A 16176-nucleotide genomic window follows, 5' to 3' on the forward strand; every position below is an offset into this window, starting at 1 on the left:
ATGTGGAAAGACGCGACTTAAATATTATATGTGACAACGCGGTTAACTGGAGGATGTATCAGGATAAGACTGTCTTTGTCACTGGGGCGACTGGGAGAATTGGGATGTATATTCTGGAGACGCTCGTTGATGTGGATATCAAATATAATCTTAACATGAGGATTGTAGGGATATGCCGGAATCCTGAAAAAGCAAAAAAAATTTTTGGTAACACTTTGGATTTTCCGAATGTAGCCTTTATTTATGATGACATCAATGAGCCGGTAGAGTATGTCGGGAAAATCGACTATATTTTTCACACGGCGGGTCCGGCTGCCCCGATTGATTACAAGACCAGCTCTGTCAATACACTCTGGGCACATGTGAATGGCACGCACAATATGCTGGAATGTGCCAGACTGCACAATACGAAACGGTTCTTTTATGTATCTACTGTGGAGGTTTATGGGGATTGCAGAGGGGATAGTGAGATCACAGAGAAGGATATGGGGCCGCTGCAGCATTTGAATTACCGCGCCTGCTATCCGGAAGCTAAGCGCCTTTGTGAAACGATGCTCACCACATACAAACAGGATTACGGATTAAGCTTCTGCGGGGTTCGCATGAGCCATACATTGGGTCCGGGTATTTCCCTCACAGATGGCAGAGGATTTGCTGAATTTCTGAAAGATGTGCTGGACGGGGAAGATATTGTTCTCCATTCTGACGGAAGCGCTGTAAGGCCATATACGTATGTTGCAGATGCGGTGAATGCAATGTTTCTTATCATGGACAAGGGAGAAGATGCTATGTACAATGTAGCAGCAAATGAGAATTTGCTAAGTATACGGGAACTGGCTGAATTAATTGCCAGCCTGTCTCCCACAGGAAAAACGAAAGTCAGATTTGATGGAGAAGCGGGCAATTTACCTTATCTTCCGTATAAATTGGCAATTATGGATACCAGCAAAATCAGGGAACTTGGCTGGAGGCCACAGGTGGATGTGAGGCATGTGTTTGAGTGGACGCTGGAATCTTTTTTATAAGTGTAAATACGGGATGCATTCGGTAGAGTATATGCTTTCGGTTGAAAAGATGAAAAATGGGGTTTGATATGGATAAACTGAGTGGAGACAAGAAGAACAAGAGGAACAAAAAGGAAGTTTCCAAAATGATTCAGGAAAAAAGCCTTGAAAACAGAGTGCTTATAACAGGCTTCAGAAGCGATATCGACGAAATCCTTTCGGCATTGGATATTTTCGTGCTCCCGTCAAAATATGAAGGGCTCCCAATCTCTACTATTGAGGCACAGACGAATGGGCTTACGTGCCTTGTGTCAGAAAATGTTCCAAACTCTGTTAACCTTACGGGAAATGTGGAGTTTCTGCCGGTAGATGCCGATTCAACGGAATTATGGGCAAAAAAGATTGCGGGATACAAAGGAAAAATCAGAGATAGCCATGCGCCCGAAGTCGTAAGGAAGGGGCATTATGACATATCTATGGAAGCCGGAAAGTTGGAAGCCATCTATAAGAAGATGGGGGAAATAGAAAACAGATAACGCAAATGACCAGAGAAACGAGCAGACGGAGTGATCAGTATGAATGATGGCGGAAAATACATATTTACATTTTTAGACAAGGACGAGGATGGCCTGTTCAAGGATATGGCTGAGCATGCAGATGTAGTGGAGTTTTGGCCATCCCATAGAGAAGATACACGGTTCAATAAGCCGTTTAAGAAATTGTTAATGAACCATCGTATCGCAAAATGGGGGGGGTGGATGTTCTACAACATACACAGATATCCATTCCGCAAAGATGTTACCTATAGCCTGATCATCCCGACATCTTCAATCGGGAAGTTAAGCGTTGGATATTTAAGAAAGTTGAAAAAGAGGCATCCGAATGTTCGCCTGTTCGCTCTGGTCACAGACTCCATGCATGCGGATTCTCCGCATATGGTTTATGTCCGGCAGAAACTGCTTTCAGATGTATGGGACGCCGTCCTTACCTATGACAAGTGCGATGCAAAAGAATACGGTTTCCATTGGTTTGGATACTGCTATTATTCCTTCCATGGGGTAGGCCGTGGCTCTCAGAAAAGCGATCTGTACTATGTTGGGTACGACAAAGGAAATCGGAGAGAGAAGGTAGAGTCCGTATATGGATATCTAAAAGACAGAGGCGTGAAATGTCGGTTTGATGTTGTGGGTCACCGAACGAAGCATGACATGGAGGAAAGCAGGATCAAATACAGGAATCGCAAAATAAGCTATTGGCAGGTTTTGGAGTGTGTACAAGGCGCAAACTGCATTTTGGAAGTTTTGCAAGAGGGACAGGAAGCACAGTCTATCCGGTATTTTGAGGCAGTCGTTTATAATAAGAAGCTGCTAACAACGAACAGGCATCTGTCAGAGCTTCCGTTCTATGACGGCAGATATATGAAGTATTTTGAGAAACCAGAAGATATTGACCCCGCTTGGGTCAAGGAGGAAGAAAAGATTGATTATGGGTACAGGAATGAGTTTTCTCCCCTCCATCTGATCGATTATATAAAGGAAAATTTTTGATAGTCAATGAGAGCTGGCAACAGACAGCGAGGGAAAAAGATGAGCATACATAACGAAAATTACAGTGCAAACAGCACAGAGCTCCCCAGGGTGGCTGTGTTGATGAGCACATACAATGGGGAAATATTTATCAGAGAGCAGATAGAAAGTATTCTGGCACAGGAAGGTGTGGCAGTTAGTCTTTATGTCCGTGATGACGGTTCCTCCGATCAGACATTCGAAATCCTTAAAGAATACGAGGATGCCGGAAATCTCAAGATTCTCCCCGCGAAAAAGAATGTCGGACCCGGCAGGAGTTTTATGACACTTATCTTTGCTGTGTCAAAGCGCACAGACTTTGACTACATGGCGTTTGCCGATCAGGATGACATCTGGCTTCCCAGAAAACTATATGCAGCTGTGGATAAGTTGAAAGACAGTGGGGAAACTGCTTCCTTATATGGCTCCAACCAGACGCTTTATCAGGACGGAAAAGAGGGTGAGCTGCGATTCAGTTGCCCACTGGACACTTCGTTAAAACACCATATCAACAGGAATGAGGTGTCCGGCTGTACGATGGTGATGAACAGGAAACTGGTAACGGCAATCGTGTCGCGGCCTTGCCCGCCGGCCAATATTATCGATTTCCGTATCCACGATGCGTGGGTGGCGTTGGTTGCAATTCTGACTGGAACGTTTATTTATGACCCGAATTCCTATATTCTGTACCGCATCCATGAAAACAACACAGTAGGAATCAGGAAGACAAGCATCAAGGAAAGACTCAACCGGCTTTTGCTCAGAGGAAACAACGGAGAGCATAGGGCAAACTTAAGAAGCAATACGGCAAGTGTGCTGTTGGAATACTATCCCGACATAGATGAGGAATACCGGGCAGTTTTGGAGAAGTACGCATATTACCGAAAGAGCATGAAATACAGACTGGCGCTCCTAAGGGATAAGGAAATCATAAAAGCAACCGGAGAGAATCCACTCGTCTTCCGGCTGAAGATACTGGTGAATTTTGCATAAATATGCAGTGTAGGTTTAGGAAGCGAGAAATCGGCTCGAAAATCAGAATGAAGATAATGAAAGTGAAGGACTGTTACAAAACATGATAGATGATAGGCTGGATTCCAAATTAATAGATTTGAATCACCGTTACCAGGAAGCCCTGTATTCAGAACAGGCAGAAATAAAGAAGAAGAAAAACCGTTACTTTGGATATATAAAGACAGGAAACTTAAACCAGCTTGTGGAGGACTTAAAATACCGTAAGTATTCCAGAAAATATTGCTCAGTCAATGGTAATGTTCCACATCCACAGCAGTATAATGGGGAAAATTCAGGAGCGAGAATTACGGTCTATTCTTCCATTATTGGGAGATATGACAAGATTATTGAACCGGTATACAAAGAGGATGGGGTTCGATACCTGATGTTCACTGATCAGGAAGTCCCATCTGGATCAGCATGGGAAAAAGTGGATGTTGCTGGACTCCCGGAATATAATACGATGGCGCCGATTCAATTGAACAGAAAAATTAAAATGCTTCCAAATCAGTATATTTTAGATGCGGATTATAGCATATATGTAGATGGCAATATAGAAATAATTGCAGGGGTTAGCCCAATCATCTGCAGTATGGGGTCAGCCGGATTTGGGGTACATTATCATGCGAGCCGAGATTGTATTTATGATGAGGCAGTAGCCGTGTTGCATTATAAAAGGGCTGATAAGGCGGAGGTCATGGCACAGATGGACGAATATAAGAAGAACGGTTTTCCAGTCCATTATGGTCTTTTCGAAAATTCCATACTCGTTCGGAAACACGATGACCAGTCTGTAAAGGAATTGATGACTGCCTGGTGGGAGGAATACAATAAATATCCGACCAGAGATCAGTTCAGCCTCCCGTATGTTGTATGGAAAACAGGATTTGACGCAGAAAGGATTGCGATACTCGGAAATAATATTAACCGAAATCCGAGGTTCAATAGGGTGCAAAAGCATATTGGGCAAGGAGAGCTATAGCGCTATTTTATAGACATGGAGTTATCTGATGAAACTTAGAATTGATAAAAGAAAATTGAAATATGTAGGTATCGTACTGCTGGCATTGATTGGCAGCTTTATGTTCCATGTAGACAGGTCTGATAACATGGATTTTAACAGGTATCAGACAATAATGGATTCATTAAGGTCATCAGGCATTTCCTGGTTGGATTACATGGTAAATTGTAATGCGGCGACATTACGCGCCAATGCGATTATGCAGTATTCATATGCTTTCAACACACTAATGTATCTGGTTGCTAAATTATTTGAGAATAATTACATATTAGTGTGGATTTCCGTATTGTTTGACTATAGCCTTATCGCATATATTGCGTTCGACTGGAAGCGAAATTCAAAATATAAAACAAATGAAGTAATATTAGTGTTGCTGGCATGCTTTTCCCTCCTTCCTTTTATTCATGTTAATTCAGGATTAAGGACGGCAACATCAGCCTGTATTATGGCCTTGGCAGTATACAGGTTTTTGTACCAAAAGAAGAACATCGTGGAATTTTTAGCCCTGGCTTTGCTTTCTGTGCTGTTCCACCCTTTTAGCATTTTCGCTGTCCCTATAGCGATTGTGATTCGTGTATCAAGCCGGAAAGGGGTATTATTTGCTGTCTTGATAGGCTGTATGTTCTTATCCCGCATAGCAGAGATTTTCCTCAATTCCGGGATTCCCTTTTTAACATTAATTGGCAGAAAATACATTACATACACTTCGGAGACTCAGTTTACTGCATATAGGACCTTTTCTTATGGAGGTTTGATAAACTGTGCGATTATTATAGCTTATTACCTTCTGATATACAGGAAAAGCCGTGAAATAGACAATGACGGGATTGTGACGGATAAAGAAAAGATATACCTATTCATTGTATGTTTCAGTGGACTGATAGTGGGGAATGTAGGTTCTTATGAAATGATTTGCAGAAATGGGTATCTGTTAGGTGCATTATCGCCGATACTCATATCCATGTTTTATGAAAAGGGGCATTTACTCAGTGGAAAACATATTGGATCGATTTTCCGAGTTGCGTTGGGTTTGCTTTTTGTCATTATGTCATTCCAGTGGGTGAGGTACTATTATCCGTTCTTCCTATGATTACTTAATGGGTTCTACAGACGAATAAAGGTATTCCATGATGACAGAGATTTGAGAATGCTTTTTAGAAATTAACGCTAAGGGAGATGTATGCTATGAAGAAACTGAGCCACCTGATTGGAAGAGGGGTTAAATACCTTACAGATGAAGATTATCGGTTTTTAGTTAATTCTGGGAAAGGGCTTTGCGACTCAATGCCAGATGAAGAGTATTTAAAACGTATGTTTAAAGCAAAGATGGGACGGGAATTGGATCTGGAAAACCCTCAGACCTTCAACGAGAAGCTCCAGTGGATGAAGATCCACGACCGCAAGTCAATTTACACAACGATGGTGGACAAGTATGCTGCAAAAAAATATGTTGCGGATATAATCGGTGAGCAGTACATCATTCCGACTTTAGGTGTATGGGATAGGTTTGAGGACATTGATTTCAATGCACTTCCTAATCAATTTGTTTTGAAATGTACACATGACAGTGGGGGATTGGTCATTTGCAAGGATAAGTCTAATCTGGATATAGCGGCGGCAAAAGAAAAGATAAACCGAAGCCTTAAGCGGAATTTTTATTATTCAGGCAGAGAATGGCCATACAAGGATGTGAAACCCAGGATTATTGCGGAAAAGTACATGGAGGACACAGGATCACAAGAACTTCGCGATTACAAGTTTTTTTGCTTCGGTGGACAGGCAAGATGTTATAAGGTGGATTTTGACCGCTTTATTGAACACCATGCAAATTATTACGATATGGAAAGTCATATTCTGGATTTTGGTGAATCTGCGTTCCTGCCGGTTCCAGGGAAGGAACTTTCCATCCCCAAAGAGATAGACCAAATGGCAAAGCTGGCAGAAAATCTTTCGCAGGATATACCATTTCTGCGTGCTGATTTTTACGACGTGGAGGGGAAAATATACTTCGGAGAGCTTACCTTTTATCTGGCCTCAGGATTTGTTTTTTTCACAAAAGAGAATGCAGATTTGAAACTTGGAGAATGGATTAGGCTCCCGGATTCTTCGGGTAGGGGGGGTATAATTCTTATTCTGACTGAGGTCATTGTATGGTTTCATCCTAATGCTAAAAGACTGGGCAGTGGCCTGAAAGACTATAAGTTTTACTGTTTTGATGGTGAAATGAAGATGGTCATGATTAATTCTGACCGAAAATCAGCAGGAGGGACAAGAGCTGACTATTTTGACAGACAGTTTAACTACCTGGATTTTACATGGGGATATAGGCATGCAGATACTCCACCGAGAAAGCCGGAAAACTTTGAATGCATGATTAAGCTGGCAGAACAGCTCTCAGTTGGACTGAAACATGTTCGTGTGGATTTATATAATTGTGATGGTCAAATATATTTTGGAGAACTTACATTTTTCGATGGGAGCGGATTTGACCGCATAGATCCTATCGAATGGGATTATGAGATTGGCAAGTGGATAAATTTGTCTGAGGGGGATACTGGACAGATGAAAGTTTAGGATCAGAAATAAAGGTGATGCTTCACAAGCAGCCAGAAACTCGGGAAGCTACTTTACGTTCGAATCATGAATCTAACGACATTGTTCTATCTGATGAATTTACAGATTTGGATTCCGGCCTGACGGACTACAATTTTTTTGCTTCGATGGATATGTAGACTGTGTTATGGTCCGTGTTGGGAGGAGTAGCGGCAATACACAGTTTTATTTCTTCGATAAGGAATGGAGGTTATTAAGGCTTAATATCAAGGGGCGCGATGCCCCGGAAAATTTCACATTACCAAAACCGAAATGCATAGATGAGATGTTCTCGCTTGCAGAAAAACTGTCCAAAGGATACCCATTTGTGAGGGTTGACCTATATGAAAGCTGTGGACGGGTTTATTTCGGAGAAATGACGTTTTACCCACAGAGTGGGTTTGACGCAAACCTTCTTCCTGAAACGGATATTCGTTTCGGGAAACTGATTCAATTGCCGGGTTTGGAGGGAATGTGAAATGAAAGAGCAAAGAAATTATTATTCTGATGGAAAGTTCAAGACAATCGGCTTTCCTGTTAGCCATAAGGAAAATGAGAAACGCAGGGCAATCATGCCTGACCACGTTAGTGGGATAAATCACCCAGATCGCTTGTTTTTTGAAGAGGGACATGGCCTTGTTTTAGAAATTCCGAATAAGGAATACGCAAGATATGGTTGCATTATTGCACCAAGGGAGACGGTCCTTGAGCAGGATGTTATTTGTGACCCGAAAATTGGGGATGCTGACTATTTGGAAAGCCTGCATAAGGGGCAAACCATTTTCGGCTGGGTTCATGCGACGCAGAACAGAGACATCACAGACAAGATTATCAACGGCGGGCTGACTGCCTATGCATGGGAAAATATGAATTATAAGGGGCGCCATCTTTTCTGGAGAAATAACGAGCTTGCCGGGGAAGCGGCAGTCATGCATGCGTTCCAGGGCTTTGGGCGTATGCCATACGAGACAAAGACAGCGGTTCTTGGATGTGGAAACACCGCAAGAGGCGCCATCAAGGTTTTGAATATGTTAGGGGCAGAAGTAATGCAGTACGACAGACGCAGTGAGGCGCTGTTTCAGGAAGAACTGCCAAATTACGATGTGGTCGTGAATTGTATCTTATGGGATGTCATGCGCACGGATCATATCCTGTATCGGACTGATCTTGCCAGGATGAAAAAGAATTCTATGATTATCGACGTGAGTTGTGATAGATGTGGTGGAATCGAAGCCAGCGTTCCGACCACAATAGAGAATCCTACATACGAAGTGGGTGGGATCCTGCATTATGCAGTAGACCATACACCATCCCCTTTCTATAAGACATTTACAGAGAATAATTCTCAGGTTATTCTTCCGTATCTGGTCGAACTTATGACGGAGAAGATTGGGGGCGTTTTGAAAGACGCTATGGTGATTGAAGAAGGCAGAATCGTGGATCTGGAGATAATACGATTCCAGAAAAGATAGATATTGCATACGATAATAAAACAGGAACGGACAAATTTATAAGCTGAATATGGATGACGTAAATTGCACGTAAAAATGTAAAGCAAGGGGAGCCATAGTGACCAGAAAGAAGAAACTACTATACAATACAATCGTATCATTGGCATATCAGTTAATAACACTGGTTTGCGGATTTATACTGCCACGCTTTTTCTTATCCTGTTATGGATCAGCCGTGAATGGCCTCGTGTCTTCTATCACGCAATTTCTGGGCTTTGTTGCACTCGCAGAGTGTGGTGTAGGCGCTGTGGTGCAGTCCACGCTTTACAAGCCGCTTGCGGACAAGGACAATGCTGAAGTTAGCAGGATCATGAAATCCTCCCAGCGATTCTTCCGCAGGATTGCGATAATTCTTATAATTTATACAGCTTTCCTGATGGTATTTTACCCATTTGTTACCCGGGAAAGGTTTGATTTTTCGTATACGATGGGATTGATATTTATCATATCCATCAGTTCATTTGCCCAATATTTTTTTAGTATGTCATATCGGCTCCTTTTGGATGCTGATCAGATGTCATTCATCCAGCTTGGCCTGCAAGGAGCAACCATGTTGCTGAATACCGTTTTCAGCGTAATCCTCATGAAGATGGGTGCAGGTATTCATTTGGTAAAACTTGCTACAGCTACAGTTTTCCTAATTCAGCCTGTGGCTCTGAATGCCTATGTAAAACGACATTACAGTTTGGATAAGAAGATAAAACTGGAAGGTGAGCCGATTAAGCAAAAATGGAATGGTTTGGCGCAGCACATTGCTGCTGTGGTTTTAGGAAATACTGACACGGTAGTTCTGACGCTCTTTTCTACTCTGGAAAATGTTTCTATCTATGCAGTGTATCATCTTGTGGTCAATGGGGTAAAGCAGATTTTGAATTCCCTTACCGCAGGAGTTCAGTCCATGTTTGGGGATATGTATGCCCGAAAAGAGACAGATACACTAGACAAGACTTTCGGATGGGTGGAATGGCTGATGCATCTTCTTGTCACTTTTTCATTCTCATGTACAGCAGTCCTGATTCTGCCGTTTGTAAATATTTATACGAAAGAAATCTCTGATGCGAATTATATTGTACCTGCGTTTTCATTACTCATTTCAGCGGCACAGGCATCTTACTGTCTGCGCCTTCCATACAACATGATGGTATTAGCTGCAGGTCATTACAGGCAGACGCAGTGGAGTGCAATCATAGAAGCGATGATCAATATTATTGTTTCTGTTGTGTTGGTTAGACGGTTTGGACTGGTTGGTGTTGCAGTGGGGACTCTTGCAGCCATGCTTTATCGGACAACGTACTTAGCATGGTATCTGTCAAAAGATATACTGAATCGGAGTATGAAGTATTTCTTCAAACATATAGTTGTTGATGCGGCCTGCGCTGTATTGACACTTTATATTACAAAGGGGATAAGCCTGGTTGGAATATCCTATGTAGCCTGGATTATTATGGCTTTGAAGGTTGCGGTCACTGCTTTAGCGGTAAACTTAGCCATCAATTGTGTGCTATATCCAAATTATATTAAGGCCCTATTTCGGATGGTCTTTGGGTTTGTAAAGAGCCTGAGGAGCAAAATCGTGAATATGTTTGGAAAAAGCAAGGAGGAGTTAAATGTCAGCAGTAAGGAGCATATTAGGAAAGAGTAAACATTGGCTATTATCGGACTTCCGTTCGTTTAAGGAAGCTCCATATAAACGACTACATGCCGGTTCTGATTTGGAAAAACTTTCAATTATATATCCGGTCTATGTAAATGATCAGGAAGGGATGAATGGGATTGCCAGAAACCTTCTCTATTATAACAGCCTCTCAGATGCGGTGAAAAGGAAATTAAACCTTGTAGTAGTAGATGACTGTTCCCCTGTTCCTGTTTCTATGCCTGATGGATTAAATGTGAATCATAGGTTGGTACGTATTGACAGGGATATAAAATGGAATTCGGGGGGGGGGCAAAAACCTTGGAGTATTCTGTTGTGAAACCTCTCGTATGATCACCGCCGACATTGATATGCTGTTTCCGGAAGAAACGCTAATATCCTGTATGTCCGGCCAAGGCATATCAGATAGGGCAGTTTATGTATTTGATGAGTATCTTGAGGATAATGGCTCCTGGAGTAAATATGGTGTCCATCCGAATTGCTTCTTTATGACAAAAGCTGCGTATCTATATTTGAATGGCTATGACGAGGATTTCTGTGGACATTATGGCGATGATCTCTATATGAATCAATGGATTAATAAGAACATGGATGTATACAATTGCGGGGAGAAAATGTTCCTGACTGAGGGTGTGAATGAAGTTGCTAATAAGCTGGGCAGAAAAGTTGGAATTGCAGTTTATTTATTATTAGTAAAGAAAAAATTCCTGCCACATTCAAAAGAAATGCTTAGATTCCCCTGGCATCTGGTTTGTTGATAAAGGATATTGAAGAGAAAGGTGAATAATATGTTTTTCAAGAGAATGAAGAAAAGCTTTCGAGTGCACAATAAAGCAAACCGCTGAGGATGGGAAAGCAAAAGATCGTATCTGATAAGTCGTGGCGCACACATTGGTGGGGGACTCGGCTAAATTGCGGAGTAGAGGCATTTGGATCTGAGCCATATTTGATTACCGTCGGAAAGGATGGCTTATTTGCGAAAAATGTCAACTTTATTACATATGACGGTGGCATTAAAGTACTTAATTCTATGGGCTATTTTGATGGGAAACGAATGGACAATATAGCTCCGATTTCTATAGGGGATAATGTTTACATCGGAATGGGAGCATGTATTATGCCAGGAGTGACAATTGGCGATAACGTGATCATTGGAGCCTGTGCAGTAGTCACCCATGACATCCCTGACAATTCTGTAGCAGTTGGCATCCCAGCGAGAATAAAAAAGGCTGTCGATGATTATTATACCAATTTGCAGGGAAGAAATCGATTGTTTGATTTTGGCGGTATGACACAGGAAGAGAAGGAGCAATATTGGGTTTCTTATTTTGAAAAATAGACCATAGAAAACGCAATAAAATCCAAAAAAGGAGTTGATAGACAGTTGGAACATGCGGATAATCCTTTGAGCAGAGCAGAGCAGAGCAGAGCAGAGCAGAGCAGAGCAGAGCAGAGCAGAGCAGATTGAAAATTGTAATTTTATAAAAGTGATTCTAATGGGTTTTATTGTTCTATACCATAGTCTGGCAATGTGGCTGCCGGAGGGATGGTTCGGAATGCCGGCACAAGCATCCGTTTCCCTTGGCTTAATTGCGCAGTGGCTCAATTCATTCCACATTTATGCGTTTGTTTTGATTTCTGGATATATTTTTGCATATTTAAAATTTGAGCGCAATAAGTATCAGAATTTTACAAGCTTAATAAAGAATAAGGCAAAGAGGCTTTTAATTCCGTATTTTTTTGTAGCTGTTGTTTGGTTAATTCCATGGGATTACGCTTTCCAAACGGAATCGAACCAAATCGCAGTCAGCGATTATCTGTTAGCCCTTTCGCCATCTCAGCTTTGGTTCTTATGGATGATGTTTGGCGTTTTTGTGTTGGCTTATTTCCTAACTGGAATGATGTGGAAAAAGCCGCTTTGGGGATTAATGATTTCGTTTGTTTTGTATGCTGTATCAATCATTGGATTGCGGTTTATCCCTAATTACTTTCAGATTTGGTATACCTGTCGGTTTATGATGTTGTTTTATACTGGTATGATGATCAGAAAAGATAGGAAAGGGCTGATTTATAAGATTCCGTGGTATGTCTGGGTCGCCATTGACTTGTTATTGTTTGTTCTGACAGAGTATTGTAATGCATTTGAAAATGGGATCATAATTAAATTGCTACATATTGGAATACCAATGCTTCTTCATATAATCGGAGCAGTCATGGCGTTTACTACCTTGAATGCATTTTCAGGGAAAATTAACTTTAAAACGAACAGATTGTACTTATTCTTTGAAAAGAATAATTTTACGATATATCTTTTCCACCAGCAGATTATTTATTTGGTAATCACTTTGTTAAACGGGAAAGTGCCATCAGGTGTGTTGGCGATATGTAACTTTGCCATAGCGATTATTCTATCAAGCTTAATAGCAGTTGTTTTGAATAAATGGAAGCTTACAAGGTTTCTGACGGGGCAGAAAGCATAATTTAGAAAAAGATCGAGAAAGATTCCTGTATACTTTAAATTGTGAACTCTGCAAAAAGTTACACTAAACGCCATCATGGACTCAAAAACGTCATAATCTCATCAAAATTTTTGCCGCTTTTTAGATAGGCTTCCATGATGGTGTCAGTCTCAATTCGACGTTTCTGTTCCTGCATGATTATTATGGTGCGGCGCACCATAATAATCAATATCCATAAATGCTAAATAGTCGCTCATACCATTAATATTCTTTTGATATTTTCATTTAGCTATCGTCCAATTTTCAATTTGGACGATAGCTAAATGCCAAGCCTCTACAAATAAAACTCTTTATACCACTCCGCAAACTTCCTCAACCCATCCCGGATCCCAATCTGCGGTCGAAATCCATAATCCCGTTCCAATGCTTCGCTATCCGCATAAGTTACCGGAACATCTCCTGGCTGCATCGGTACAAGTTCTTTGTGCGCGTCAAAGTCATAATTTTCCGGTAATACTCCTGCCCGGATGAGCTCCTGCTGCAGAGTATCGATATAGTCAAGGAGATTCTCCGGGGTGCCACCGCCGATATTATAAACAGCATATGGTGGGATCGGTAACCCATCGTCACCATTTTTCTTCTGGGGTGCGCCTTCCATGACCCGACGTACACCTTCTACAATATCATCAATATAAGTGAAATCCCGTTTGCAGTTTCCGTAGTTGAAGATCTTTATCGTTTTTCCTGCGCACAAATTATTTGTTGCGGAGAAATAAAACATATCTGTTCTTCCGGCCGGACCATAAACCGTAAAGAAACGAAGGCCGGTAGACGGAATATTGTAAAGTTTGGAATAAGCATGAGCCATCAGCTCATTGCTTTTCTTGGTCGCTGCGTAAAGCGATACCGGGTTGTCGACTTTGTCATCGGTGCTGAATGGAACCTTCGTATTTCCGCCGTACACAGAGGAACTGGAAGCGTATACAAGATGTTCCAGATTCTTATCATTTCGGCATGCCTCCAGAATGTTGAAGAAACCGATCAGGTTGCTGTGCAGATAAGCTTCGGGATTTGTAATGCTGTAGCGGACGCCTGCCTGTGCAGCCAGGTTTACAACGACTACAAATGCATATTGGTTGAACATCTTGGTGATCAATGCCTGGTCCGCAATGTCTCCCTTAACAAAAATCCACTGATTCTTTCTGGCTATGCCATCCTGTTCAAATGTTTCCTGAATATCTTTCAGACGCCATTCTTTTAATTCGATCGGATTATAATCAGTCATGCAGTCGATGCCTACGATCACTGACTCCGTAGTCTCTCTTAAAAGTCTTTTACACAGATTATTTCCAATAAATCCTGCAGCTCCAGTGACAAGGATTGCTTTTCCATTTAGATCGACCGGCTGTTTTTCTATTCTTTCCATCATCTTCTCCTAATCTCTCTGGAACAGATCTCTTGTATATACTTTTTCCTGAACATCGTCCAGGGCACTGTCGTAGCGATTTGCCAAAATGCATTTACTCTCTTCTTTGAATTTTTTCAGATCATTTACAACTCTGGATCCAAAGAATGTTTCTCCGTCCTTTAATGTCGGTTCATAAATGATAACAGTGGCTCCTTTGGCTTTTATACGCTTCATAACGCCCTGAATCGAGGATTGGCGGAAGTTATCACTATGACTCTTCATAGTCAGCCTGTAGACGCCTACGATCGTCTCATGCTGCTCCTCTTCCGCCTTGGCACTATAGCTCTCGTTTGCCTCGTATGCACCCGCGATCTCAAGAACACGATCCGCAATGAAATCCTTTCTGGTCCGGTTGCTCTCCACGATTGCTTCGATCAGATTTTCCGGAACATCCGCATAATTTGCAAGAAGCTGTTTCGTGTCTTTCGGCAGACAATATCCGCCATAGCCAAAACTCGGATTGTTATAATGAGACCCGATTCGCGAATCCAGGCATACGCCATCAATGATCTGTTTTGTATTTAAATGTTTAGACTCAGCATAGGTGTCCAGCTCATTAAAATAGGAGACACGGAGCGCAAGGTATGTATTGGCAAAAAGCTTTACGGCCTCGGCCTCGGTGAATCCCATAAACAAAGTAGCGATATGCTCTTTGATTGCGCCTTCCTGAAGAAGGGAAGCAAATGTGTGAGCAGCTTTCTTTGTTTCTGGATCAGCTTCATCGCATCCAACGATGATCCGGCTCGGATACAGGTTATCGTACAGGGCCTTGGATTCCCGTAAAAATTCCGGGGAGAATAAAATATGATCATTACGGAATTTTTCGCGAACGCTCTTTGTATATCCGACTGGGATTGTGGATTTGATCACCATCCATGGCATATGTTCGGTACCTGCATTGGCGGCTTCAACCAGCTCAATTACAGATTCCACGGCTGATGTATCAAAATAGTTTTTCTTAGAATCGTAGTTCGTCGGAGCTGCAATCACCACGATATCTGCCGCACGGTAAATCTCCCAGGCCGGATTGCTCTCATTCATCACCTGATTATTCAATACACATGTCAGATCCAGCTCTTTTTCTGCCAGATATTTTTCAATGTAGTCATCCTGGATCGGCGAGATCCGGTTATTGATCTTCTGGACCTTTTCCTCGATGATATCAATAGCCGTAACCGGATTATGCTGCGCCAGGAGCGTGGCAATCGAAAGTCCTACATAACCTGTACCGGCAACCGCGATCTTTAATGGAGATACCTTTTCCAGAGAAATATTAGAACTCTCCTGGAACATATCCGTAATATCAAAATTTAAAACGCGGGCCAGTTCCTCCAGCTGCGCGATCGAAGGCGTGTACTCTTCTGCCTCAAGCTTGGAAAGAACGGAACGGTTCATACCGGTCAAATCGGCAAGCGCCTGCTGGGAAAGTTTTTTTTGTTTTCTGGTAGAGACGATGGTGTCTGCCAGGAGATGGTTGGATAATTTTTTCATTTTGGGTCCTCTCACATTTTATGATGTTTGAAACAACGTTGTTTGATCCGTTTAAATTTATATAGTCAGTATACATGAAATATCGATAGGATGCAAGGATAAAGTTTGATGTTTATAGTAACAATAATGCAGGTGATATGCCAGTTGCAGTCCACTTTGATCACCCAATATGCATAGGTATCCCTTTGAATGACCGATTGGCACAGTTGTATATTGCTCACCTGTGAAGGTGGTTTTCTATAATTGGAGGATGATAGCCTATTGACGTCATAAAAAAGTTGTGCCATAATAGTATTAACCAAAAGGTTAATTTGAAAGGCGATGCGTTAGTGGAAATAACATATACTAATAATAAAGTAACCTATTGTGCTATTTCAAATAAAACGTTTAAAAACTT

The 16176-nt window shown here is 41.8% G+C and carries 16 protein-coding genes; 14 read left to right on the forward strand and 2 right to left on the reverse strand.

Going from position 1 to position 16176, the window contains the following annotated elements:
• Window positions 1–2: 2 nt before the first annotated feature.
• The 14 genes from DWY93_RS10225 to DWY93_RS10295 all read left to right on the forward strand — a co-directional run bounded on the left by DWY93_RS10225 (window position 3) and on the right by DWY93_RS10295 (window position 12841).
• Window positions 3–1025 carry an NAD(P)-dependent oxidoreductase gene (locus DWY93_RS10225; protein WP_117470565.1) on the forward strand — a complete coding sequence of 341 codons (1023 nt, stop codon included), beginning with the start codon at window positions 3–5 and terminating at the stop codon, window positions 1023–1025.
• A gap of 68 nt (window positions 1026–1093) precedes the next feature.
• Entirely contained in the window at window positions 1094–1540 is a 447-nt protein-coding gene (locus tag DWY93_RS10230) for a glycosyltransferase (RefSeq protein WP_181968026.1), read from the forward strand.
• A gap of 39 nt (window positions 1541–1579) precedes the next feature.
• Complete coding sequence (locus tag DWY93_RS10235; protein ID WP_117472268.1) at window positions 1580–2551, forward strand: hypothetical protein; 972 nt, start codon at window positions 1580–1582, stop codon at window positions 2549–2551.
• A gap of 39 nt (window positions 2552–2590) precedes the next feature.
• Window positions 2591–3562, forward strand: a complete 972-nt coding sequence (locus DWY93_RS10240; RefSeq protein ID WP_278286478.1) for a glycosyltransferase — start codon at window positions 2591–2593, stop codon at window positions 3560–3562.
• An 82-nt stretch (window positions 3563–3644) separates the two neighbouring features.
• Window positions 3645–4565 (forward strand): glycosyltransferase domain-containing protein, encoded by a 921-nt coding sequence (locus DWY93_RS10245; protein WP_117470569.1) that lies wholly within the window; start codon window positions 3645–3647, stop codon window positions 4563–4565.
• Window positions 4566–4593: 28 nt separating this feature from the next.
• Entirely contained in the window at window positions 4594–5694 is a 1101-nt protein-coding gene (locus DWY93_RS10250) for an EpsG family protein (RefSeq protein ID WP_117470570.1), read from the forward strand.
• 95 nt (window positions 5695–5789) lie between these two features.
• Window positions 5790–7178, forward strand: coding sequence for an ATP-grasp fold amidoligase family protein (locus tag DWY93_RS10255; RefSeq protein ID WP_242990586.1), 1389 nt, complete (start codon window positions 5790–5792; stop codon window positions 7176–7178).
• 97 nt (window positions 7179–7275) lie between these two features.
• Window positions 7276–7674 carry an ATP-grasp fold amidoligase family protein gene (locus DWY93_RS10265; protein ID WP_278286481.1) on the forward strand — a complete coding sequence of 133 codons (399 nt, stop codon included), beginning with the start codon at window positions 7276–7278 and terminating at the stop codon, window positions 7672–7674.
• Window position 7675: 1 nt separating this feature from the next.
• Window positions 7676–8668, forward strand: a complete 993-nt coding sequence (locus DWY93_RS10270) for a N(5)-(carboxyethyl)ornithine synthase (RefSeq protein ID WP_117470572.1) — start codon at window positions 7676–7678, stop codon at window positions 8666–8668.
• A gap of 97 nt (window positions 8669–8765) precedes the next feature.
• Window positions 8766–10349, forward strand: a complete 1584-nt coding sequence (locus DWY93_RS10275; protein ID WP_117470573.1) for a polysaccharide biosynthesis C-terminal domain-containing protein — start codon at window positions 8766–8768, stop codon at window positions 10347–10349.
• On the forward strand, window positions 10315–10680 hold the full coding sequence (locus tag DWY93_RS10280; RefSeq protein WP_117470574.1) for a hypothetical protein: 366 nt from the start codon (window positions 10315–10317) through the stop codon (window positions 10678–10680). The genes DWY93_RS10275 and DWY93_RS10280 overlap by 35 nt, the downstream gene beginning before the upstream one ends.
• A 10-nt stretch (window positions 10681–10690) precedes the next feature.
• On the forward strand, window positions 10691–11119 hold the full coding sequence (locus DWY93_RS10285; RefSeq protein WP_117470575.1) for a hypothetical protein: 429 nt from the start codon (window positions 10691–10693) through the stop codon (window positions 11117–11119).
• Between the two features lie 89 nt (window positions 11120–11208).
• Window positions 11209–11700: a DapH/DapD/GlmU-related protein gene (locus DWY93_RS10290; RefSeq protein ID WP_117470576.1), complete on the forward strand. Its 492-nt coding sequence runs from the start codon at window positions 11209–11211 to the stop codon at window positions 11698–11700.
• 148 nt (window positions 11701–11848) lie between these two features.
• Window positions 11849–12841 carry an acyltransferase gene (locus tag DWY93_RS10295; RefSeq protein ID WP_278286479.1) on the forward strand — a complete coding sequence of 331 codons (993 nt, stop codon included), beginning with the start codon at window positions 11849–11851 and terminating at the stop codon, window positions 12839–12841.
• Window positions 12842–13154: 313 nt separating this feature from the next.
• Here DWY93_RS10295 and DWY93_RS10300 read toward each other — a convergent pair whose 3' ends face one another.
• Complete coding sequence (locus DWY93_RS10300; RefSeq protein ID WP_117470578.1) at window positions 13155–14246, reverse strand: NAD-dependent epimerase/dehydratase family protein; 1092 nt, start codon at window positions 14244–14246, stop codon at window positions 13155–13157.
• A 9-nt stretch (window positions 14247–14255) separates the two neighbouring features.
• On the reverse strand, window positions 14256–15779 hold the full coding sequence (locus DWY93_RS10305) for a nucleotide sugar dehydrogenase (RefSeq protein ID WP_117470579.1): 1524 nt from the start codon (window positions 15777–15779) through the stop codon (window positions 14256–14258).
• Window positions 15780–16176 lie beyond the last annotated feature (397 nt).

The sequence above is a fragment of the Clostridium sp. AF28-12 genome (assembly GCF_003435225.1).
In the GTDB taxonomy this organism is placed as follows: domain Bacteria; phylum Bacillota; class Clostridia; order Lachnospirales; family Lachnospiraceae; genus Pilosibacter; species Pilosibacter fragilis.